Source organism: Vibrio sp. NFR (assembly GCF_027587095.1).
Lineage (GTDB): Bacteria > Pseudomonadota > Gammaproteobacteria > Enterobacterales > Vibrionaceae > Vibrio > Vibrio harveyi.
Map to the genome: position 1 here is coordinate 83,616 of NZ_JAPPTN010000013.1, position 20,434 is coordinate 104,049.

A 20,434-nucleotide genomic window follows, 5' to 3' on the forward strand; every position below is an offset into this window, starting at 1 on the left:
ACGCTATTGTTTTTTATTATTTGGTTTTTCGTCTTCATCAAGAAGAATGTTGTGACCTTGTCGCTCTAGATCTTCAAACTGGTCGCTACGAACAGCCCAAAGAAAAATAGCAACGGCGACACAGACCAACACAATGGCGATAGGGATTAATATGTAAAGACTTTCCATGTTTGATCTCTCACTTACTTCTCTTTAAGCAGTCGCAACGAGTTGGATACAACGATAATAGAACTCGCTGACATACCGACTACGGCGACGTAGGGGGCGACTAAGCCTGCAACAGCAAGCGGCAAAATTAGCAGGTTGTAGCCCAAAGACCAAGCCAAGTTTTCTCGAATTATCTTTCTTGTACGTATTGCAAGCAACCTTGCTTCTAATAGCTTTTCTAAATTATCGCCTAGGAGCGTCATATCTGCAGAAGCTTTAGCGACGTCCGTACCACCACCCATCGCTACAGAAAGGTGCGCACCAGCCAGCGTAGGCGCATCATTGATGCCATCGCCAACCATCATGGTGATATCGTCTTGATCTAGTCCTTTAAGATACGCGAGTTTGTCTTCTGGTTTTGCCGATGCGATCACATGGTCGATACCCATTTCATCTGCAACAGGCTGGGCATTTTGTAATGAATCGCCTGTCAATAAGGTAGTTGTAATACCAGCGTCAGCAAAGCGTTGGATGAATGCTTTACTCTCTTTACGAATGGGATCTCGGTAGTAAAAGGTCGCCACATGTTCTTCGTTTACAGAAAGATACACAGCATTGCTTTCATCTCGGTTTTCACCAACAACAAAATTAGCACTGCCAATTTTTACTGTCTTGTTGTTCCAAACACCTTGAATACCAGAACCAATGACGTTTTGAACCTCATCGACGTAGATATCTTCGTGACCAAAACCAGAAAATGCTCGTGCGATAGGGTGATTTGCATGCGCCTCAAGTGCTGCTGCAAGAGCTAATGCCACTGACTTATCTAACTCAGCTAAAGTTTTGGTTTCACTAATCTCGATATCGCCTTTAGTCAAGGTGCCGGTCTTATCCACGACAAGATGATTAATCTTACACAGCGTTTCGAAAACATGCCCTTTACGTAACAAGATACCAAAGTTACCCATACGAGAAGTTGCACACGTTAACGCGGTTGGTGTCGCTAGAGATAGGGCGCATGGACAAGTAGCAACCAGAACAGAGAGCATAATCCAGAATGCATCATCGGGTTTAGTTTGGTGCCAGTAGAACCAAGTCCCTGCAGAAATGATTAGAATTGCGCCAACAAAATAGCGCGCTACTACGTCGGCAATTTCTGCGATTTTTGGTTTGGAATGTTGGGCTTCATCTTGAAGACGAACGATATTAGAAATCATTGAATCTGCTTTAGAATTCGTCACTTCAAGTTCGAACGATTCGTCTCCATTTAATGTTCCCGCGTAAACTGTATCTCCTGCTTTCTTAACTACGTGAACAGATTCGCCGGTCAGCATCGATTCATCGATATGGATACGACCAGAAATCACTTTACCGTCGGCAGGAATATGTTCGCCAGGAAGAACGCGAATGCGATCGCCAACCTTTAGGGTTTTCACCGGAATTTGTTCACCGTCTAGTGTTGTCGCTATTGCAGGGATTAACTTAAGAAGGTTACCGCTAGCCGCAGCTGCTTTGCGACGAGCGCGCATTTCTAAGAATCGACCGACCAACAAGAAGAAGGTAAACATCGAGATAGATTCAAAGAACACTTCGCCTTGCTCAGTCACTGTTGCGACTAAGCTCGCCACATAAGCAAAAATCAGCGCAATGGAAACAGGAACATCCATACCAAGGGTTCGACCTTTGATACTTCGCCATGCATTGAGGTAAAAGGGAAGTGCTGAATAGAGCAGTACAGGTGTTGCGAAGATTAAGCTTACCCATCGAAAGTAGTTTTTAAACTCTGGCTCCAAATCGCCAAAAACTTCCAAATACAATGCTACTGCAAGCATCATTACTTGCATGGTTGCAAGACCTGCGATACCTAAACGATAAAGGTACTGTTTCATCGTATGGTGGTAGGCAGCTTCTTGCTTGTCTGCCTCAAAAGGTGCTGCTTTGTAACCAAGCTTGTGAATCACTGATAGTAACTCGCTCAGACGTACTTGTGTCTTATCCCATGCAAGTAAAGCTCGGTTAGTGGTGGTATTTACACGAATAGAAACCAATCCTTTAACGCCGGAAACTTGCTTTTCGATCAGCCACGCACAAGCAGCGCAGGACACGCCTTCTAAAGAAAGGGTTACTTCAGAAGTGTTCTCGTGGTTACGAACGAACTCTGACTGAACGTCCTCATTGTCATAATGGATGAGAGCTTGGAGTTGCTCGGGGACTAGATCCGCCTTTTCTGCTGGCGCAGTTCGATATTGGTAATAGGAGACAAGACCACTATCAACAATGGTTTGCGCCACCGTTTCACAACCCGGGCAACACATGTCGCGAATTTCACCTAATATTTCTACTTTGAAATCCGTGTTGGCTGGTACATCTTCACCACAGTGATAACAGGATTTACACATAGGCTTACTTCATTAATGTTGTTGGTTGTGCTGGGAATTCGACGCGACCTTGAATCATCCATTCTTTGTTATGCGGTTCAAGCTCAACGAACCAAGGACCTTGAATAGAGTTTTCTGGCGTTAAACGATAGTTACCTTTCGCATCAGCAGTAAGTAGCTTAGTGAAATCACGGTCTGGCAATGTACGGTGTGTGAATGTCGCTGTTAGTGCAGGGAAGTGCGGTAATTCACCTTTATTGAAAGAGATAACCACTGTGTTGTTATCAGACGAAACAGTAGCGTTAAGACCAAGGTCACGAGCGACATTCATTTTACTGATATCGATATTGATGCCTTTGCCTTTTTTATAGTAATCCTCGGCGACCAAAGAAACTGAGTTATTGGCGAATACGACCACTGTAACGATTGTCCATACCACAACAGTTAGAGGCAGGATGATCAGGAACCACGGCCAAAATTGTTTATACCAAGGCTTTACCATAAAAAAGTTCTCAACAGCTAAATGAAAAAATGTAAGGCTTTAAATTTAAAGGAAAGACAGCCCCTATGAAAGGGGCTGTTATTGAAATGTTACTTATTGTCAGAGTTGCTTAAACTCCAGACGTATGCCGCGACAAGTTGAACTTTGTCTTCGCCTAGGATGTCCTTCCAAGCAGGCATTACACCAGAGCGACCGTTCATAACTGTTTCTGTTACTGCAGCGCGTGAATCGCCGAATAACCAATCTTGGTCAGTTAGGTCTGGTGCACCTACAGCAGGGTTACCTTTACCATCGGTGCCGTGACAAGCTGCACACACAACGAAACGAGCTTTGCCGGCTTCCGCTTCACGTGCGTTCACTTTACGACCAGAAAGGCTTAACGTGTAGCTTACGACTTCTTGAACACCTTGTTCACCAAGTGCATCTTTCCACGCTGGCATCTGACCGATACGACCTTGCATGATAGTTGTAACGATAGCCGCTGGCTCACCGCCGTATAGCCATGCGTCGTCAGTTAGGTTAGGGAAACCTTTTTGACCACGAGCATCAGAGCCATGACATTGCGAACAGTTCTGTAGGAACAAACGTTGACCAACTTTAATTGCTTCAGGATCTTGCGCAATCTCAGGGATAGGGCGTAGACCATCTGCGTTGTGAGCAAGTGCGCGGAATGCTTCACCGAAGTATGCATCAGCATCATCTAGCTCTTTAGCGTATTGGTTAAGTTGCTTGTTTTCTTGTGCTCGTGCGATGGCTTCTTTCGACTCTTCCAACGTACGTACAGTTTGATCTGAACTCTGCCAGTTTAGAACACCTTTGAAGCTACCTAGACCTGGAAATAGGGTCAGGTATACAGCAGCAAACACAAACGTGCTCACAAACAAGTATGTCCACCATTTTGGTAGAGGGTTATTAAGCTCGCGAATACCATCGTACTCGTGGCCCATGTCTTCCCCTTCCTCGACGCCCATTTTGTCTTTAGCGCACCAAGTCAGGAGGATCGCACAGCCTACTAGCGTACCGACAGTAATCACGATAATCCAGAGACTCCAGAATGTAGTCATTACTTCTTCACTCCTTGGTTATTTGGGGTCGTTTGTTCTTCGTCAGCAAACACCAAGTTAGCATCTTCCTCAAAGCGTGCTTTACGCTTCTTACCAAATGCCCACCATACGATGCCAATAAAACTAGCGAAGAGCACAACGGTATAAATACTATGAATTGTACCGAAATCCATATGACCCCCTTACTTCATTGCATGACCAAGAGACTGAAGGTAAGCGATGATTGCATCCATCTCTGTTTTACCTTCTACTTCTTTAGCCGCATTCGCGATTTCTTCATCCTTATAAGGGACACCGAACTGGTCACGGAAGATTTCTAGTTTCTTCTGTGTCAGCTTGCCGTCTAGTACGTTCTCTTCAAGCCAAGGGAAGCCTGGCATGTTTGATTCTGGTACTAGCTCTCGCGGGTCAATAAGGTGAACACGATGCCATTCGTCAGAGTAACGTCCACCTACGCGTGCCAAATCTGGACCTGTACGCTTAGAACCCCATAGGAATGGGTGTTCCCAAACGCTCTCACCAGCGACAGAGTAGTGACCGTAGCGCTCTGTTTCAGAACGGAAAGGACGAATCATCTGGCTGTGACACACGTTACAACCTTCACGGATGTATATGTCACGACCTTCCATTTCCAGAGGAGTGTAAGCTCGTAGATTTTCTACAGGCTCCGTCGTTTGCTTCTGGAAAATCAGAGGAGTGATTTCAACAAGCGCACCCCAACTGATTGCAAAGACGATGAAAATAGCCAACAAACCGACATTGCGTTCTAGGATTTCGTGGCGATTATTCGAATTATTACTCATTCTTTAATCTCCTATGCCGGTTGAGGGATAGCTTTTAAGCTTTCTTTAGGCGCAGTTACCGTCTTGTACGTGTTGTATGCCATTAAGAACATACCTGATAGGAAGATGAAACCACCTAAGAAACGTACGAAGTAGAACGGGTAAGATGCTTCTACAGATTCTACAAAGCTGTATGTTAGTGTGCCGTCAGAGTTAACTGCGCGCCACATTAGACCTTGCATTACACCTGAGATCCACATCGCTACGATGTAAAGAACAGTACCGATAGTCGCCAACCAGAAGTGAACATTGATTAGGCTTACAGAGTACATACGCTCTTGACCAAATAGACGAGGGACAAGGTGATATACAGAACCAATTGAAACCATTGCAACCCAACCTAGTGCACCAGAGTGAACGTGACCAATGGTCCAGTCTGTGTAGTGCGATAGCGCGTTTACTGTCTTAATAGACATCATTGGACCTTCGAAAGTAGACATACCGTAGAAAGACAATGAAACGATTAGGAAACGTAGGATAGGGTCGTAGCGAAGCTTATGCCATGCGCCAGACAGCGTCATGATACCGTTGATCATACCACCCCAAGATGGAGCAAATAGAACCAAAGACATCACCATACCAAGAGACTGAGTCCAGTCAGGTAATGCTGTGTAATGCAGATGGTGAGGACCAGCCCAGATGTATAGGGAAATCAGTGCCCAGAAGTGAACGATAGATAAACGGTAAGAGTAAACAGGACGTTCAGCTTGTTTAGGGACAAAGTAGTACATCATACCTAGGAAACCAGCGGTCAGTAGGAAACCTACCGCGTTGTGTCCATACCACCATTGAACCATTGCATCCACTGCACCAGAATAAATCGAGTACGATTTACCAAGTGACACAGGGATAGCCATGCTGTTCACGATGTGAAGTACTGCTACTGTTAGGATAAAGGCACCGAAGAACCAGTTAGCCACGTAGATGTGAGAGGTATTACGCTTGACCAATGTTCCAAAGAACACGACTGCGTAAGATACCCATACTATCGCGATTGCGATATCAATAGGCCATTCTAACTCAGCATATTCCTTACCAGAGGTTAAACCTAAAGGTAGGGTGATTGCTGCGGCTAGGATAATTGCTTGCCAACCCCAAAAGGTGAAGGCAACGAGTGGGCCACCAAAAAGACGTGTTTGACAGGTGCGCTGAACAACATAATAAGATGTTGCGAACAGAGCACTGGTACCAAACGCAAAAATTACCGCATTAGTATGCAATGGACGTAAACGACTGTACGTCAACCACGGCGTATCAAAGTTTAGCTGTGGCCAAACTAACTGAGCGGCAATCAAAACACCAACAGCCATACCAACTATGCCCCATAAAATGGTCACAAGGGTAAATTGGCGAACGACTGTATAGTTGTAGTTTTGTTCAAGCTGCTTTACTTGGCTCATTTGCATGCTTCCAATTTCTAATTAACTACACTTTACTTCCAACACGACTTGCGTCGTAACACCACCCAAGTAAACTCTAGAATTCAAGTGTTATCATCACTTTATTTCCATTGCTGACTTTAATAAAAAGTGGCATTTTCAGCGTGACACTATACTTGAATTAACATTTCAATGACAGAGTAGTAACCTTACAAGACCTCTGGAAATCATTTTTTATTTAAAAAGTTTGAAGTTTGTAACAAGGATATTAGGAATTATGGCCGCACAAAAGTTAACAAAGGCGAGACTTGCACAAATCTTAATCACGCTCAGTCTTTTAATCGGTGCCTTTTTCTGGCGCACCTTTACTTATGAGACGAGCAAAGAGGTGGACTGTTCACAAAAACAACGATGTGATGTAACAATTGGTGTATCAAAAATCACTATAAATAAGACTTCGAAAGGCTTTTCAATCGAAAGCCCAGAAAATCGCAGTATAAAAATTGATCTAAATCAATCTGGTGAATTTATTAATCTCAACGATAAATATCGAGACATCAATTGGAATAGTATTTCGGAAACAAAAGCGATTAATATCAAATTAAATGAAAATATTGTCCAAGTTCATTTATAAATCTGATCTGACGCGAGATAATTGCATCTTGTTTATGCAATTAATGCTTTCTTGCCTAGCAGTAAAAATTTGCAGTGGTATAACAGTAAAGTGATAACCAATAATAAAACCGTATGCAGTGCCAATCATTATTTACTCATATCACCGACGAATATTTAGCGATAGAAGAATTTCGCTCTGAACTCAGTGAGGAGAATCTCTCACATATCATTTGCTACTACACTGAAGAGTACGACTTCAGAGCAATTCAGTACGCATTCTCCGACCTGTTTCCTGACATTCCATTCCATGGTGCTAGCTCATGCCAAGCTATCATGACTAACCATGGTTACCATCAAGGTCCTACCATTGCGATACTCGCGATCTATGACTCAGGTTTACATTCTTACGGGACAGGAATTTCAACTTATAGTACGGATATTGAATCCAGCGTAGACCAAGCGCTGAATATGGCTTTACTTCATGCAGATAGAGTAGGTGAGGTTCCTAACTTAATTCTCTTACATGCGACACCTGGGAATGAAGAATCTGTCATAGAATGCATTGACAGTCGGTTCGGAACATTAGTCCCAATCATTGGTGGTTCTGCTGCTGACAATAACATTGAAGGCAATTGGTCAATTATTACCTCTCAAGGGTACGAACAAAATGGCGTGAGCTTAACGTTGTTTTACTCCTCACAGCCGGTCGATATCGCATTCAGCGCAGGACACTCGCCAACAGGGATAACTGGTATTGCGACGAAAACGAAAGGTCGCATCTTACTCGAGATAGATAATCAACCTGCTCTCGATGTATATCGAGCATGGACAAATCATCAAGAAACACAAACTGATAGAGAAAGCTTCCTGTTCACTAACTCAAGTGCATATCCGTTAGGGCGCATCGCGGGTCAATTGTATGAGAGACCTTATTACAAACTCTCACACCCGATAAGAGAAACTGAACAAGGTGGCATTGAGCTTTTCACCGATATTGAAGAAGGCGAAATGCTAACGTTGATGCAAGGTAGTCGCCAGCATCTTGTCGCAAGAGCGGCGAGAGTTGTGAACGCTGCATTCAATCAAAAGTTAGAGGAATCTCGAAAAATAGGGGTGATCAATATCTTTTGTGCTGGTCCTATGTTGCACTTAAAACAGGACATCAACAGTGTTTGTGAACAAATTAATCAGGAATTAGAGAACCTGCCTTTTATTTGCCCGTTTACTTTTGGTGAGCAAGGAAGATTTATAGGTGGTGAGAATGGACATGGAAACCTGATGATATCATCAGCGATATTCCATAAACCTTATGAAAGATAAATATTTAGAGATATACCAGCAGGAAGCGTTACAAGAGGCACTTGTCGAACTCAAAGAGGCAAGGCAACGTGAGAAGTTATTGGCTGATGAAAACAAAGCCATTCTGTCAGCAATCTCTGCAATGAGTGAAGCTCGAAACCGTCACGAGATTTTCTCTGGTCTAAACAGTGTTCTAAAGAAGTACATTGATTTTGATGACTTCATCGTCATTACCCGCGACTGTAATAGACAAAACTTCAAGACGCTATTATCAACAAATAGTGTTTTTGATAGAGCAGATTGGTTACCGGGTAACGCGTCGGAAAGGGCGCTTAATGGCGAATGTATTTTGTTGTTCGAGCCGATGCGATTAAAGGAGTTTGAGAGCTTAAACTCCTTTATTAAAAGCCACGTGAATTCAATGCTACTTACGGGCATTCGATCTGAAGTAACCCAGACTATTATCATCCTTGTTGGAGCTCAAAAAGGTCACTTCAGTATTGAAAACAAAGAAACGTTAAGGCGTTTTAGACCCTTAATTGAAAGGGCTGTTATCGATATTGAAACCAAAGAGAAGTTACAACGTATCGTTGAGGTGAGGACGTCTCAATTAGCACGGGCTAGAGAAGAAGCAGAAAGAGCTAACCAATCGAAGTCTGAGTTTTTGGCCATGATGAGTCATGAAATTCGAACGCCTTTGAACTCAGTTCTTGGGATGTTAGACATCTTGAGACAATCAACTTTAACCGATGCCCAGTCAGATGTATTGAACCAAATGGAATGCTCTGCAGATTTGCTATTGGCGATTATCAGCGACATTTTGGATTTATCAAAGATAGAGTCAGGAAGCTTCCATTTAAATGAACAGTGGACAGACTTAAGTGACGCGGTAACACTAATTGTTTCTCAACAAAAACAAGTGGCTACAAGCAAAAGTTTGAGCTTTGACCTACACTGCAATCTAGATAGAAATAAACAGTACTGGATTGATTCTACTCGTATATCGCAGGTGCTTTTTAACTTGATTGGAAACGCGATTAAGTTTACAGACTTTGGAGATGTGCATGTTTCTGTGCTAGAAAGCAATGGTGAAATCATCATATCTGTTGCAGATACTGGGATAGGAATCCCTCAAGCTAAAATTGGTCATCTGTTTACAGCTTTTCATCAAGGCGACAGCTCAATTACTCGTCGATTCGGTGGTACCGGGCTTGGACTTGCCATCACCAAACACCTTGTTGAGATGATGCGAGGTTCAATTTCTGTAAAAAGTGAAGAGAGAGTCGGCTCTCATTTTACAGTCAAAATCCCGGTTCTTACCAGGACTAACCAAGAAAGACCGGTAAAGATAGAATCAAATCAGCCATCAAAGTCGACCAACATTTTAGTCGTGGAAGATACTGAATCTAACCAGTTAGTGATAAAGCTTATTCTGAATAAACTCGGGCACAATGTATTTATTGCCAGCCACGGCGCGGAAGCCTTAACGTTTTTGGAGCAACAAACACAAGACATCGATATCATTTTAATGGATGTGTCGATGCCCGTTATGGATGGCATTACAGCGACAAGACTTATCAGAAAGAAAGGAATCAAAACACCAATCATTGCATTGACTGCACACGCGCTTGAGAGTGATAAAGCGACATGCATGAAAGCTGGCATGGACGGATTTGTATCAAAGCCAGTTCGCAGACAGGATATCTACGAGGCGATTCATTCATTAGTGGAGATCGCGTAGCGAATTAATGTAGATCTTAACAATCGTAAGATTATTAAGATCTATATTAAGTATTTTATGGTAAATCGCGATTATGTTTAATGACACTCATAAAAAGCCTCATATTTTAAAATCTGAGAGGGATAGGAGCCCAAACGAAGAAAGAATTGGCGTACGTTGATATTCTATTTAACATAATATACATAATGCGCACTTGGTGTGAGGTTAAATTGGCGTTCTGAATGCTGTGTGGTAAAAGCCATTAAAAATGAGATTTGTACATCCTTTAAGATTTGATGGCTTGATAATAGACCATTGTTATTAATGAACTTTTATTGGATGCTAATGACTAATCACCACCTTTACATGCGAAAGCACCTTTGTTTTTTGCAAATCTAGTTGAGCTTTTTTACCAATGCTCAGTTGTTTTCACAAGCATATGAGATTTGTTGTTAGGAGTCGACGCGGCAGACATCCTTGATTTGAGTGTTCGCCAAGTTCAGAGGCTTATGAATCGCCTGAGAGAATTCGGTGCTGTAGGATTGAGGTAAGCCAAGTAATAACCGCTATCCCAGTGACTACCGAGACACAGTTTTAAAACTGATTCGTGATCACTATTCTGATTTTTCTCCAACACTTGCCAGAGAAAAACTAACGGAGTTACATAGTCTTCCAGTATCTAACGAGACCTTACGAAGTTGGATGATTGCAGATGGTTTATGGACACCGCATTCGCAACGCAAGCCTAAAGTTTACCAACCTCGCTACCGACGTGATTGTTTAGGCGAGCTCGTTCAAATTGATGGCTCTTACCACGATTGGTTTGAAGGACGATCTGACAAATGCTGTCTATTAGTCTTTATCGATGATGTGACTGGACGTTTGATGAACTTACAGTTAAGCATTAGTGACGTCGTAACCTTGTGTTCTTCAACAATACTGAGGTGTCACTTGTTTATTCATTTTCTTATGACATTAAAAAAGCGACTGGTTACAGTCGCTTTGAGTTTTTTTGTGACACTGTGACTCTTTTACATCATAAGAGTCATCTTTCCTGGAGCACTCATTCTAATTGATGACAATGCTTCCCCTGATATCTGGACGTTAGCAAACCAAAATGGTTTGTGCTTTTCTGCAAACACTTCACTTCTCGATAAGTTATCATAGATTGCATATGCCCTAGCCTGCGCTAAAGCTGCTCCATAGACACTGCGCTCTAAGATGGGTTTGCTTTCGATGTCTTCAAGAACAGCAACTTTTATATGTTCTACATTCTTCGACCAGTGAAAGTTTTCTAAAAGTCTTTTAGTCACCAGAGCTTCCATATCGACAATGACTTTAGGCAAGAAAGCGGAATTTGGTCGGACATCGGCACAGGCATAATACTCATCTTTCCTGTTCGTTTTTCTATAGTTCAGCATGACTTCAATGAGTGCGTCTTCAAACGTATCTGTGAAGTGATTAATCAATACGATGCTACCTAAGCTACGAAGCGTTCCGATCAAAACACCACAATCGGAATCTTGAACATCTGCCGATTCCAATCGCATTTTGGTGACGTTGGCAGTCAAAACCAATTGTTGCCAAAACTTGGGAGTCAGGATTTTAGTATTATTATCTGACCATCTCATCATTGGGCGCGCCATTAAAACCGGGAATAGCTTACGGCAATTTTCAATTCCAAGGCGCCCAATCGCGACTCTTGCATCTGAACTAGTTTTAGCCGCACTCCCTCGCTCACGCAGTCTTGAGTTCTCAATCAGATCTATAATCGTTGAGCTTAGCTGATGGCTATTGTTAGCCAAGTCTGTCAGTTTTGAAAAGCTTAGAGATGGAGAATAGGCAAACGATGCGAATAACTCAAATGCGGGTATATTGCTCGATAATTTATCAATTGGAAGCGTTTCAAGCTTCTTCATTAACATTCGATCGGCGACTTTCGATACATCGCTGATGACTTTTTGCAGTGTTTTCTGCTTGTCTTCCACGATTTGGCGTTTTTCTTTTACTCGCTCTTGTTCGCACATGAGAAGTATTCTTTGGTTGCGCGTGATTCTGTCTTCTTCACTAAAGATCACATCGTCACAATAACGCCCCTGTAAACTGAGGAGCTTATCCACTTGTGACTGATCCACTTGGTGGTTCATACTAGCTAGCCACTTGGCATGTCTAAGTTCGACTTCTTTCGATACTTTGACCGCGATGTCCATTGCTTCTGGTGTGTAATTTTTTTGCGTGAGCAACAAACTGATATTCCTAACGTTGTTTTTATTTTCCTGTCGGCAAGTTTATCTATAAAGACACATGCAGTAAATGGAATGTGATATTAATTCCACTTATAAATGAATAATAATTATCGAAATATTATTAGTGAATGCTAATTGCCCGTTGTTATGTGTAGTCGTATGTACTTTTCAGAGAATTTATAACGATAACGTTTGCCAATTTTCACATTTGATTTGGTGAACTGACATACGCGTTTATCACCACTTCCTTTAACTCTCTTGATCGTTGCACTCTTGCCTTTGTGTTCCATTTCAATCATCAAGTCACAATATCCGTGGTAACCATCAAATGCCCTATCTGTTTTCTTCTGAAGCTCCGCTTTGATTTTTTTCGCTACAGGATTGATTTCTGAGTCGTCAGCTATAGCAACAGAAATTCCAAATAAAAAGCACAAAAACGTGACAGTGTATCGCATGAAGTTCCCTTTCAATTCGTAAAAGGTGAAACTCTAACTCACTGACTTTGCTGATATAAAAATGGGACACATTAAATGCGTCCCGTTTAACACGAATAAGTAATTGATAGTTTTCTTAAGCTCGCTTTTTACCTTTGGTGGACTTAAAGCCTTGGTGAGGAAAAACGTTTCTAATGCGTTGTTGAACTTTTTTCGGCACGTCTTTGGAAAAGGTTAAGCGCATACCTGTACGTTGGTTATAGACTTTCATTTCGCCATCAAACGGAGAATGCTCAGCGATGTCTTGCAGGTTGTGTTTAAAAGAAGGCGGTATGTGACCTTTCACCTTCGATATTTGCCCTTGTTCAAACTTAACTTTTAGGACAGGTCTATCTACGGCGATAAGCCAAAAAATGACAACAGCAGCAATCAATATTACGTAAAGCATTTGATACTCCTTAGCTAGAAAGCAATTTACTCAAGTCTTCTTTCAGCGACGATACCTTCATACTGGCTTTTTCACTTCGAGATGCCTCTGATAACAAATACTCAATAGCATCGGATAACGTACAGCCTAGCTCGTTCGCTCGATTGGAGAGTTTTTCCCACACTCGATAATCTAGATCGATGGACTTTTTCTTCGTGTGGACTTGTTCTGCATTGAAGTGACGTTTACGCTTAGCACGGATCGCTTGCTTCAGCTTATTATCAAGCTCTTCAGACATGTGGTTTTCAATCCAAGTAAGAACTTGGGTTGGCTCATGCTCAAGTTTACGAAGTTCGGCAATTGCGGCATCGGCTTCGCTCGTATCGATGTATCGGGTAACGGCTTCACCATCCTTCCACTTTTTGATGAGATACTTCCATTTCCAACCACATTCTAAATTTTCAAGCTGTTGATATTTCATCCTTCTGACCCTCAATACACTTATGGTGACAGCGTAACCCAAGTGTGCAGATTCGGCAATTAAAACTCATAAAAGTATCGATGTTGATCACTCATTTGTCGAAGGTTTAATCAACTGAATTTGCAGAATTTTTGGATTGGTCAAATTGTCGCTAGGGAGTTGATCGTCGTTTCGCTATAATGCTTGCAAGACTAAATTATGATGAATTTGAATGAACCAAGTTAACTGGCAAGATGTCACCCCTTCTTTCGAGCAGTACGAAGAGATTTTAAGTAAAGCCACTTCTCTACCGATTAAGCCCTTTATTGACCTTCAGCCTAGGCTTGAGGCGACCATTGACCGATTTACTCGTGTTCAAGGATTAACCCGTATTTTATTAGTGAATTGCACTGATAATGCGCTTTATCGTGGTTTCGTCAGCGAAGTATTGAAGAATAAGTCGTCAGCGCCTGTTGTGACAGTTGAGTCACTCGATGCCAAAGAGTTATTTGATCGCTACAGCGTGAATCAAGATGGTCAAACGACATTTGAGTCTGGCTTTCTGTCTAAAGCAGATGGCGGTTATCTTGTTGTTCCTGCCAACTTAGTGCTTGCAAACGCTGTGCGCTGGCCAAGCATTAAAGCAGCAGTTCAAGGTGGAAGCTTTGCTCCGATTAACCTTACACCAAATCGAATTGCGTCATCGCCTTTTGCACCACAAGACTACGATGTAAAGCTGATCATTACAGGCGATCGAAACCAGTTAGCGGAAATCGAATATGTCGATGAAGACTTTTCTACAGGTCTGACGATGTATACTGAGGTTGAAGAAGATATCCACTTATCTCAAGAAAACCTAAGTAAATACGTTGGTTTGGTCAATTGGATTTGCCATGAATACCAACACCCTGCATTGAGTAACGAAGCCTTCCGAAGATTAATTCTTGCCGGCATGCGCTATACAGAAGATCAACACTATCTGCCTCTCGGTGTACTGTGGCACAACCAGCTGTTAGGTCTTGCTGGCCAGTATTCAAACTCATCGAGTATCGAGTTTGACGATATTGATCGTGCTATTGATGATAAATATTACCGTGAATCTTACCTACCACAACGTGCTGTGGACGATATTCTTGATGGACAAGTGATCATTGAGACGACCGGCGAACAGGTTGGGCAAATTAATGGTCTTACAGTGATTGATATGGCCGGACACCCTGTCTCCTATGGGGAACCTGCGCGTATTTCTTGTGTTATTCACTTTGGTGATGGTGATATTTCAGACGTCGAACGCAAAGCAGAACTTGGCGGCAACCTACATGCTAAGGGCATGATGATCATGCAAGCGTTTGTGAGTTCAGCACTGAATCTTGATGAACCACTACCATACTCCGCTTCGATTGTATTCGAGCAATCATACAGCGAAGTCGATGGAGACAGTGCCTCCTTAGCAGAGCTATGTTGTTTGGTGAGTGCCTTGTCAGAATCTCCAGTGAATCAACAGATCGCGGTTACTGGTGCAGTGGATCAATTTGGTCGCGTGCAAGCCGTTGGAGGCTTGAATGAAAAGATTGAGGGCTTCTACCAAGTATGTAAACACCAAGGCTTTACGGGAGAGCAAGGTGTGATTATGCCTAAATCTAACCTAAAACATCTCGCGTTACATAAAGATGTCATACAAAGCATTAAGAATGGTGAGTTCCATATTTGGTCAGTTTCTACTGTTGATGAAGCGATTCCCATTCTTATGTCTAAACCATTTCGCGGTGAAGAAGACAGCATCATTGGTAAAATTGCCGAACGTATTGAAAACTTTGAAAGACATGAGCATCCAGAAGGAATTGTGGAGCGCATCAAAAACTGGTTTGTCTAGTACTGATCGGAGTTGTTTAGCGTACACGTGTTCACTAAGATGCAGCTATCAAAAATTGGAGTAATTGATAATGCAAAACAAACGTGATTCTTACAACCGTGACGATCTTCTCGCTTCTAGCCAAGGTGAGCTATTTGGACCAGGTTACCCTCAGCTTCCTGCGCCAAACATGCTAATGATGGATCGTGTTACTAAAATGTCTGAGACTGAAGGCGATTTTGGTAAAGGTTTGATCCTCGCAGAATTGGACATTACTCCAGATCTTTGGTTCTTTGACTGTCACTTCCCTGGTGACCCAGTAATGCCTGGTTGTCTTGGTCTTGATGCTATGTGGCAGCTTGTTGGCTTCTTCCTAGGCTGGGTTGGCGGTAAAGGCAAAGGTCGAGCTCTGGGTGTTGGCGAAGTGAAGTTTACGGGTCAAATCCTACCAACAGCGAAAAAAGTAACGTACGAGATCCACATGAAGCGCGTTGTTAACCGCAAATTAGTAATGGGTCTAGCTGATGGTCGTGTATGCGTAGATGGTAAAGAAATCTACGTAGCAAAAGATCTGAAAGTGGGTTTGTTCCAAGACACTTCAAGCTTCTAATCTCCTACTCTGAAGTATTTATCAAGGCTCCTATCAAAGGAGCCTTTTCTTTATCTTATGGCATTTAGTTTAGACACACGCGTAAATTGCTACATTTAAAAACATCCGCTTTAAACGCAGAAAAGGCTCTTAACGAGCCCTTTCAAATCCTTCTGTTTGTATGTGGAGAGTTTATTTGTAGAGACCAGATTGTCTTTCATCTCTGGCATCACGCCAACCACCTAACCAATATGACCGAGCATCAATTTGTTGATATGGGCAAGCCTCTTGAGACCTTCCATTCAACCCAGCTTTATAGCCTTGAGATTGAGCTCGTTCTAGGCGATCACGCTTTTGTCTCTTCATAGTTAATTCCTCATACAGGTCCATTTACAAACGTACTACTGTTATTGTGAAACTTTGATGGAGTTTTTATGACTCCATCTACAAGAATCGATCAAATTGCGCATTTTCTCAAGGCATAAAAAAAGCAGAGACTCATTTCTGTGAGCCTCTGCTTGATTTAAAAATTACTGACTATTTTCTACGGAACCCGAATAGACCCAGCATGGTCAAAGCCAGCCATCCTAGACCAGCGCCTTGGCGTTCCGCAGCTTCCTCTTCAACACTGCGTGATTGAATATCAGCTTTAGTTGCACCTGGAATCGGCTTAAGCTTGACGGCAACGATTTTCTCTTCACCATTACTACAGAAAGAGTTGTGAGCTGTTGTGTCATAACCGCCTGCACACTTCATTGCTGTCGCTGAGATAACGCCGGCATCGTTGATATCTGAAGCGCTAATGATACGGAACTCGTTGTTGCTGTCAGAAATATCTCTGGCGCTTGCGCTCTGATCGTTTGCACCGTTGGTGAGATCGTCGAGGAACCATGCTTTGCCATCGAAGATTTCTTTAGCACGCTCACTAACTGTTCCACCTTGAGCATATGGATAGATAAATCCACGTTTACGGCGAGGTTTACCCTCTTCTTCGCGAGTCTTCTCAGCGTCTAATTGACCAACAATCTCATTGTATGAGTTGATGCCACCCATTTGACCGCCAGCACCGCTAAAGAATATACCAGAAGTTGGGTAGAAGGCACTTACTGAACTGCTAGTCACATTATCAACAATGAAAAGGCGATTTGGAGCAGAACCTGTTGGCATTAGATAAAGACCCGAACGTTTGGCTTCGCCAATTGCAACAAAATTTGCGTTTACGTCAGTTAGACGTGAGTTGGTATGAACCGTATCGCCACTGATTCTTTGTTGCGCGCCATCAACTTCTATATTTTTCCACGTGGAGCCAACTACTGAACCCTCTTTCGCCAACGTTCCCACGAACACGGTTGCGTTCATGTAGTTGTTGTCATTATCGTAGGTATTGTAACCAACACCGTACACAGTAGTTCCATCCTCAACTAAGCCACGCATACTTCCTTGCGCTAAACGTTCACCATCAATATAGTTCCCACTTGGCCACGCGATTTGACTTACAGTACCAGAATCATCCCAAATAGCTGCTTTGGAAGTGTGGTGTGTTCCATTTTCGTTGCTAGCTCGTTCTGAAACACTACCGACCGTAAATTTACCATCAGTACGCCACGCTCGACTCGCGACAACGACAGCAGTGTCTGAGCTTGGTTCAATTTTGGGGATTACAGGAGCAACAACCGTATTTCTAGTTTCTAAATTCGAAGGGTCGGAACTACTAACAACGCTCTGATTACCAACTGGTTTACCATCAGCAGTAAGACTGTTAATGATATTGTTGTACTTATTGGTGTACGCTGCAGAATCAATAGTATTAGGTGTATCACCCTCGACGTAAGCTAGTGCATTTGAAGTAAAGTCTTTACTAAAAGCCTCTTTATTCCAAGGACTCCAATGGACTGATGCCCATGATTCACATGTTGAGTAACGACGTTCGTTCGTACAGTATCTTTCAAAGTCATCGAACTCTTGTACGTAAAAGAAACCCGAATCCATCGCAAATGGCACTTCTTCACGGTAGCTAACGCCGTCGACTTCTTGCCCAGTTGAGATTGGGGTTACTCGCGTTTCAAGCGCAAGTTTAAAGTGCTTTGAGTCACAATCTGCGCCTTTGTCAAAACAACCCAGCGCGAAAGGTTTTCCTGTATCAGGATTATTATCCACGTCACCTTGTTGAATTGCGACACCGTACACTGTTTCCGTAGTGACGTTTTCAGGGGAAACTTCAACTACTTGATACAGTGCTGCATTGGCATTCATTGCCGTACCGACCATCATAGCGATGGAGGTTAATTTGAATTTGTTACTACAATTCATCGAATTCTTAACTATCCTGTTGCATTGCTTCGAGTTCTTCCCATCTCTCGAACGCGATTTCCAACTCCTGCTCTACCGCAGCGAGCTGTTCCAATACCGGTTGAGTCTGCTCTACAGATTTAGTGAAGAACTCTGGGTCGTTCACTTGTTCTTGTAGAGTCTCAATATCCGCCTCTAATTGTTCTAGTTTAGCTGGAAGAGCCTCTAATTCTCTTTGCAGCTTATACGATAACTTCTTCGAATTGTTCTTAGGTTGCGTAGTTTTGGGAGTTTCCTCAACCACTTTCTCTTTCTTCGCTGCTTTTTCAACCTGACTGCGCGAAGCAAGAACTTGATCACGCTGCTGTTTTGCGTCGTGATAACCACCAACAAACTCTTCGATTATGCCGTTACCTTCAAAAATCCAACTGGTCGTCACCGTATTGTCTACGAATTCACGGTCGTGGCTCACTAACAGTAACGTCCCCTGATAATTGGCAAGCATTTCTTCTAAAAGTTCCAACGTTTCGATGTCCAAATCGTTGGTAGGTTCGTCAAGAATAAGCAAGTTGTTAGGTTTCAACAAGATACGAGCCAGCAACAAACGGTTTTTTTCGCCTCCAGACAAGGCTTTTACTGGCGTGCGAGCACGTTTTGGTGCAAACAAGAAATCTTGTAGGTAGCTCAATGCGTGACGCTGACGCCCTCCAACCATCACTTCTTGCTTACCATCTGCTAAGTTATCAATAACCGTCTTTTCAGGATCAAGAATTTCACGGTACTGATCGAAGTAAGCCACTTCGAGCTTTGTTCCACAATGAAGACGACCGCCTTGCGCTGATAATTGCCCTAATAGCAACTTGAGAACGGTACTTTTACCACAGCCGTTAGGACCAATCAGTGCGATTCGATCACCACGCATAATGTTGAAGCTAAAGTTATCAACGATTTTTTTGCCTTCAAAAGCAAAAGAGACATTCTCAGCTTCAAAGACGATCTTACCTGAGCGTGAAGCATCGTCGATGTTAAGGTTAATTTTACCCTGAACCTCACGTCTGTCACGACGTTCTTCACGAAGCTTTTTAAGGGCACGAACACGACCTTCGTTGCGTGTACGACGTGCTTTAATGCCTTGGCGAATCCACACTTCTTCCTGAGCTAGCTTTTTGTCGAACTCTGCATTTTGCATTTCTTCGACACGAAGCATCTCTTCTTTGTCATTTAAGTATTGGTCATAATCACCAGGGAAAGAAGCGAGTTGTCCGCGATCGAGGTCAACAATGCGTGTCGCCATCGATTTGATGAATGCACGGTCGTGGGAAATGAAGATGATCGAGCCTTTGAAGTCCTTTAGAAAGTTCTCTAACCATTCGATGGTCGTTACATCAAGGTGGTTAGTTGGCTCATCAAGAAGCAATACATCAGGGTCACAAACAAGTGCACGAGCGAGAGCGGCTTTACGTTGCCAACCACCCGATAGATCAGTCAGTTTGGTTTCAGGGCTTAGCTTTAGCGCGCCAAGTACATTCTTAACACGATCATCAAAGCGCCAAGCGTTAAGGTGATCCAACTGTTCTTGAATCTTAGCAAGACGATTAATGTTCTTTTCACTTGGGTCCTGAGCGACAAGATCGAGAAGATCATGATAGATCTTCAACTGCTCACCGATTTCAGCTAAACCACCAGATACGTATTCGTAAACTGTGCCTTCTTGATTGCGTGGTGGATCTTGTTCAAGTCGAGAAACAACGACGTCTTGGGTGATTTGAATCTTGCCATCGTCCAACAAAATGTCGCCAGCAAGCACTTTCATTAACGTAGACTTACCTGCACCGTTGCGACCAACTAAACAAACGCGTTCATTTTCTTGAAGAGCGAACTCTGCTTTGTCTAGTAATGGGTGGTCGCCAAATGCAAGTTGTGCGTTATGAATGGTAAGTAATGCCATTATTATCCAACCAATGTTTGAGTTTTTCTAAGTCAAACGGCCAGTTCAACTCAGAATCTTGATATTTTAATACGGGAATTGTTACGCCGTAACGAGAAAAGAGAGCATCGTCGAACGCTATGTCGACGATGTGTGTTTGTTCGGCGAGACCAATCTGACTAACGAGGTCAAACGCCATCTCGCAGAGATGGCATCCTTCAGTGCTGTAAAGCGTTAGCACGTTCAACATCCTTTTACTGTTCC

General features: G+C 42.9%; 20 protein-coding genes and 1 pseudogene. 6 read left to right on the forward strand and 15 right to left on the reverse strand.

Going from position 1 to position 20,434, the window contains the following annotated elements:
• Positions 1-3: 3 nt before the first annotated feature.
• The 7 genes from ccoS to ccoN form a co-directional block, all read right to left on the reverse strand.
• Positions 4-168, reverse strand: coding sequence for a cbb3-type cytochrome oxidase assembly protein CcoS (gene ccoS / locus OH463_RS21355; RefSeq protein ID WP_005429857.1), 165 nt, complete (start codon positions 166-168; stop codon positions 4-6).
• A gap of 14 nt (positions 169-182) precedes the next feature.
• A complete protein-coding gene (locus OH463_RS21360) occupies positions 183-2,546 on the reverse strand; it encodes a heavy metal translocating P-type ATPase (protein ID WP_269992573.1) in 2,364 nt (787 codons plus the stop codon).
• 4 nt (positions 2,547-2,550) lie between these two features.
• Positions 2,551-3,027 carry a FixH family protein gene (locus OH463_RS21365; protein WP_005445775.1) on the reverse strand — a complete coding sequence of 159 codons (477 nt, stop codon included), beginning with the start codon at positions 3,025-3,027 and terminating at the stop codon, positions 2,551-2,553.
• Between the two features lie 89 nt (positions 3,028-3,116).
• Positions 3,117-4,091 carry a cytochrome-c oxidase, cbb3-type subunit III gene (gene ccoP, locus OH463_RS21370; protein WP_005429865.1) on the reverse strand — a complete coding sequence of 325 codons (975 nt, stop codon included), beginning with the start codon at positions 4,089-4,091 and terminating at the stop codon, positions 3,117-3,119.
• Positions 4,091-4,264, reverse strand: coding sequence for a cbb3-type cytochrome oxidase subunit 3 (locus OH463_RS21375; RefSeq protein WP_005429887.1), 174 nt, complete (start codon positions 4,262-4,264; stop codon positions 4,091-4,093). The genes ccoP and OH463_RS21375 overlap by 1 nt, the downstream gene beginning before the upstream one ends.
• 9 nt (positions 4,265-4,273) lie before the next feature.
• Positions 4,274-4,894 (reverse strand): cytochrome-c oxidase, cbb3-type subunit II, encoded by a 621-nt coding sequence (gene ccoO, locus OH463_RS21380; protein ID WP_009697800.1) that lies wholly within the window; start codon positions 4,892-4,894, stop codon positions 4,274-4,276.
• Positions 4,895-4,905: 11 nt separating this feature from the next.
• On the reverse strand, positions 4,906-6,333 hold the full coding sequence (gene ccoN / locus OH463_RS21385; RefSeq protein WP_005445771.1) for a cytochrome-c oxidase, cbb3-type subunit I: 1,428 nt from the start codon (positions 6,331-6,333) through the stop codon (positions 4,906-4,908).
• A gap of 256 nt (positions 6,334-6,589) precedes the next feature.
• Here ccoN and OH463_RS21390 point away from each other — a divergent pair, with 256 nt between their 5' ends.
• The 4 genes and pseudogenes from OH463_RS21390 to OH463_RS21405 all read left to right on the forward strand — a co-directional run.
• Positions 6,590-6,946, forward strand: a complete 357-nt coding sequence (locus OH463_RS21390) for a hypothetical protein (RefSeq protein ID WP_017817440.1) — start codon at positions 6,590-6,592, stop codon at positions 6,944-6,946.
• A 113-nt stretch (positions 6,947-7,059) separates the two neighbouring features.
• Positions 7,060-8,247 carry an FIST signal transduction protein gene (locus OH463_RS21395; RefSeq protein WP_017817441.1) on the forward strand — a complete coding sequence of 396 codons (1,188 nt, stop codon included), beginning with the start codon at positions 7,060-7,062 and terminating at the stop codon, positions 8,245-8,247.
• Positions 8,237-9,967 carry a response regulator gene (locus OH463_RS21400; RefSeq protein ID WP_038898070.1) on the forward strand — a complete coding sequence of 577 codons (1,731 nt, stop codon included), beginning with the start codon at positions 8,237-8,239 and terminating at the stop codon, positions 9,965-9,967. Before OH463_RS21395 ends, OH463_RS21400 begins: the two co-directional genes overlap by 11 nt.
• 425 nt (positions 9,968-10,392) lie before the next feature.
• Positions 10,393-10,858 (forward strand): annotated as a pseudogene (locus OH463_RS21405) (ISNCY family transposase); the annotation flags it as partial.
• A gap of 119 nt (positions 10,859-10,977) precedes the next feature.
• Here the strand turns inward: OH463_RS21405 and OH463_RS21410 are convergent.
• The 4 genes from OH463_RS21410 to matP all read right to left on the reverse strand — a co-directional run bounded on the left by OH463_RS21410 (position 10,978) and on the right by matP (position 13,534).
• A complete protein-coding gene (locus OH463_RS21410; protein WP_009697843.1) occupies positions 10,978-12,192 on the reverse strand; it encodes an HDOD domain-containing protein in 1,215 nt (404 codons plus the stop codon).
• Between the two features lie 131 nt (positions 12,193-12,323).
• Positions 12,324-12,647, reverse strand: a complete 324-nt coding sequence (locus OH463_RS21415; RefSeq protein ID WP_009697844.1) for a hypothetical protein — start codon at positions 12,645-12,647, stop codon at positions 12,324-12,326.
• A gap of 115 nt (positions 12,648-12,762) precedes the next feature.
• A complete protein-coding gene (locus tag OH463_RS21420; protein WP_005446826.1) occupies positions 12,763-13,074 on the reverse strand; it encodes a DUF3634 family protein in 312 nt (103 codons plus the stop codon).
• 10 nt (positions 13,075-13,084) lie between these two features.
• Positions 13,085-13,534, reverse strand: coding sequence for a macrodomain Ter protein MatP (gene matP / locus OH463_RS21425; protein ID WP_005446823.1), 450 nt, complete (start codon positions 13,532-13,534; stop codon positions 13,085-13,087).
• A gap of 211 nt (positions 13,535-13,745) precedes the next feature.
• Between matP and OH463_RS21430 the strand changes: the two genes are divergently transcribed.
• Complete coding sequence (locus tag OH463_RS21430) at positions 13,746-15,386, forward strand: Lon protease family protein (protein WP_269992583.1); 1,641 nt, start codon at positions 13,746-13,748, stop codon at positions 15,384-15,386.
• Between the two features lie 70 nt (positions 15,387-15,456).
• Positions 15,457-15,975 (forward strand): bifunctional 3-hydroxydecanoyl-ACP dehydratase/trans-2-decenoyl-ACP isomerase, encoded by a 519-nt coding sequence (gene fabA / locus OH463_RS21435; protein ID WP_005390081.1) that lies wholly within the window; start codon positions 15,457-15,459, stop codon positions 15,973-15,975.
• A 171-nt stretch (positions 15,976-16,146) separates the two neighbouring features.
• Here the strand turns inward: fabA and rmf are convergent, their stop codons facing one another.
• The 4 genes from rmf to OH463_RS21455 form a co-directional block, all read right to left on the reverse strand.
• Positions 16,147-16,320 (reverse strand): ribosome modulation factor, encoded by a 174-nt coding sequence (rmf, locus tag OH463_RS21440; protein ID WP_005446820.1) that lies wholly within the window; start codon positions 16,318-16,320, stop codon positions 16,147-16,149.
• Between the two features lie 171 nt (positions 16,321-16,491).
• A complete protein-coding gene (locus tag OH463_RS21445; protein WP_269992585.1) occupies positions 16,492-18,264 on the reverse strand; it encodes a DUF3466 family protein in 1,773 nt (590 codons plus the stop codon).
• Between the two features lie 7 nt (positions 18,265-18,271).
• A complete protein-coding gene (locus OH463_RS21450; RefSeq protein ID WP_017190182.1) occupies positions 18,272-20,191 on the reverse strand; it encodes an ABC transporter ATP-binding protein in 1,920 nt (639 codons plus the stop codon).
• On the reverse strand, positions 20,169-20,420 hold the full coding sequence (locus OH463_RS21455) for a glutaredoxin family protein (protein ID WP_009702647.1): 252 nt from the start codon (positions 20,418-20,420) through the stop codon (positions 20,169-20,171). Before OH463_RS21455 ends, OH463_RS21450 begins: the two co-directional genes overlap by 23 nt.
• Positions 20,421-20,434: the final 14 nt, after the last annotated feature.

Excerpts from the sequence above, each read along its gene's own strand:
- ccoS (WP_005429857.1), bottom strand. The coding sequence starts at position 168 with ATGGAAAGTCTTTACATATTAATCCCTATCGCCATTGTGTTGGTCTGT.
- OH463_RS21360 (WP_269992573.1), bottom strand. The coding sequence starts at position 2,546 with ATGTGTAAATCCTGTTATCACTGTGGTGAAGATGTACCAGCCAACACG.
- OH463_RS21365 (WP_005445775.1), bottom strand. The coding sequence starts at position 3,027 with ATGGTAAAGCCTTGGTATAAACAATTTTGGCCGTGGTTCCTGATCATC.
- ccoP (WP_005429865.1), bottom strand. The coding sequence starts at position 4,091 with ATGACTACATTCTGGAGTCTCTGGATTATCGTGATTACTGTCGGTACG.
- OH463_RS21375 (WP_005429887.1), bottom strand. The coding sequence starts at position 4,264 with ATGGATTTCGGTACAATTCATAGTATTTATACCGTTGTGCTCTTCGCT.
- ccoO (WP_009697800.1), bottom strand. The coding sequence starts at position 4,894 with ATGAGTAATAATTCGAATAATCGCCACGAAATCCTAGAACGCAATGTC.
- ccoN (WP_005445771.1), bottom strand. The coding sequence starts at position 6,333 with ATGAGCCAAGTAAAGCAGCTTGAACAAAACTACAACTATACAGTCGTT.
- OH463_RS21390 (WP_017817440.1), top strand. The coding sequence starts at position 6,590 with ATGGCCGCACAAAAGTTAACAAAGGCGAGACTTGCACAAATCTTAATC.
- OH463_RS21395 (WP_017817441.1), top strand. The coding sequence starts at position 7,060 with ATGCAGTGCCAATCATTATTTACTCATATCACCGACGAATATTTAGCG.
- OH463_RS21400 (WP_038898070.1), top strand. The coding sequence starts at position 8,237 with ATGAAAGATAAATATTTAGAGATATACCAGCAGGAAGCGTTACAAGAG.
- OH463_RS21415 (WP_009697844.1), bottom strand. The coding sequence starts at position 12,647 with ATGCGATACACTGTCACGTTTTTGTGCTTTTTATTTGGAATTTCTGTT.
- OH463_RS21420 (WP_005446826.1), bottom strand. The coding sequence starts at position 13,074 with ATGCTTTACGTAATATTGATTGCTGCTGTTGTCATTTTTTGGCTTATC.
- matP (WP_005446823.1), bottom strand. The coding sequence starts at position 13,534 with ATGAAATATCAACAGCTTGAAAATTTAGAATGTGGTTGGAAATGGAAG.
- OH463_RS21430 (WP_269992583.1), top strand. The coding sequence starts at position 13,746 with ATGAACCAAGTTAACTGGCAAGATGTCACCCCTTCTTTCGAGCAGTAC.
- fabA (WP_005390081.1), top strand. The coding sequence starts at position 15,457 with ATGCAAAACAAACGTGATTCTTACAACCGTGACGATCTTCTCGCTTCT.
- rmf (WP_005446820.1), bottom strand. The coding sequence starts at position 16,320 with ATGAAGAGACAAAAGCGTGATCGCCTAGAACGAGCTCAATCTCAAGGC.
- OH463_RS21445 (WP_269992585.1), bottom strand. The coding sequence starts at position 18,264 with ATGAATTGTAGTAACAAATTCAAATTAACCTCCATCGCTATGATGGTC.
- OH463_RS21450 (WP_017190182.1), bottom strand. The coding sequence starts at position 20,191 with ATGGCATTACTTACCATTCATAACGCACAACTTGCATTTGGCGACCAC.
- OH463_RS21455 (WP_009702647.1), bottom strand. The coding sequence starts at position 20,420 with ATGTTGAACGTGCTAACGCTTTACAGCACTGAAGGATGCCATCTCTGC.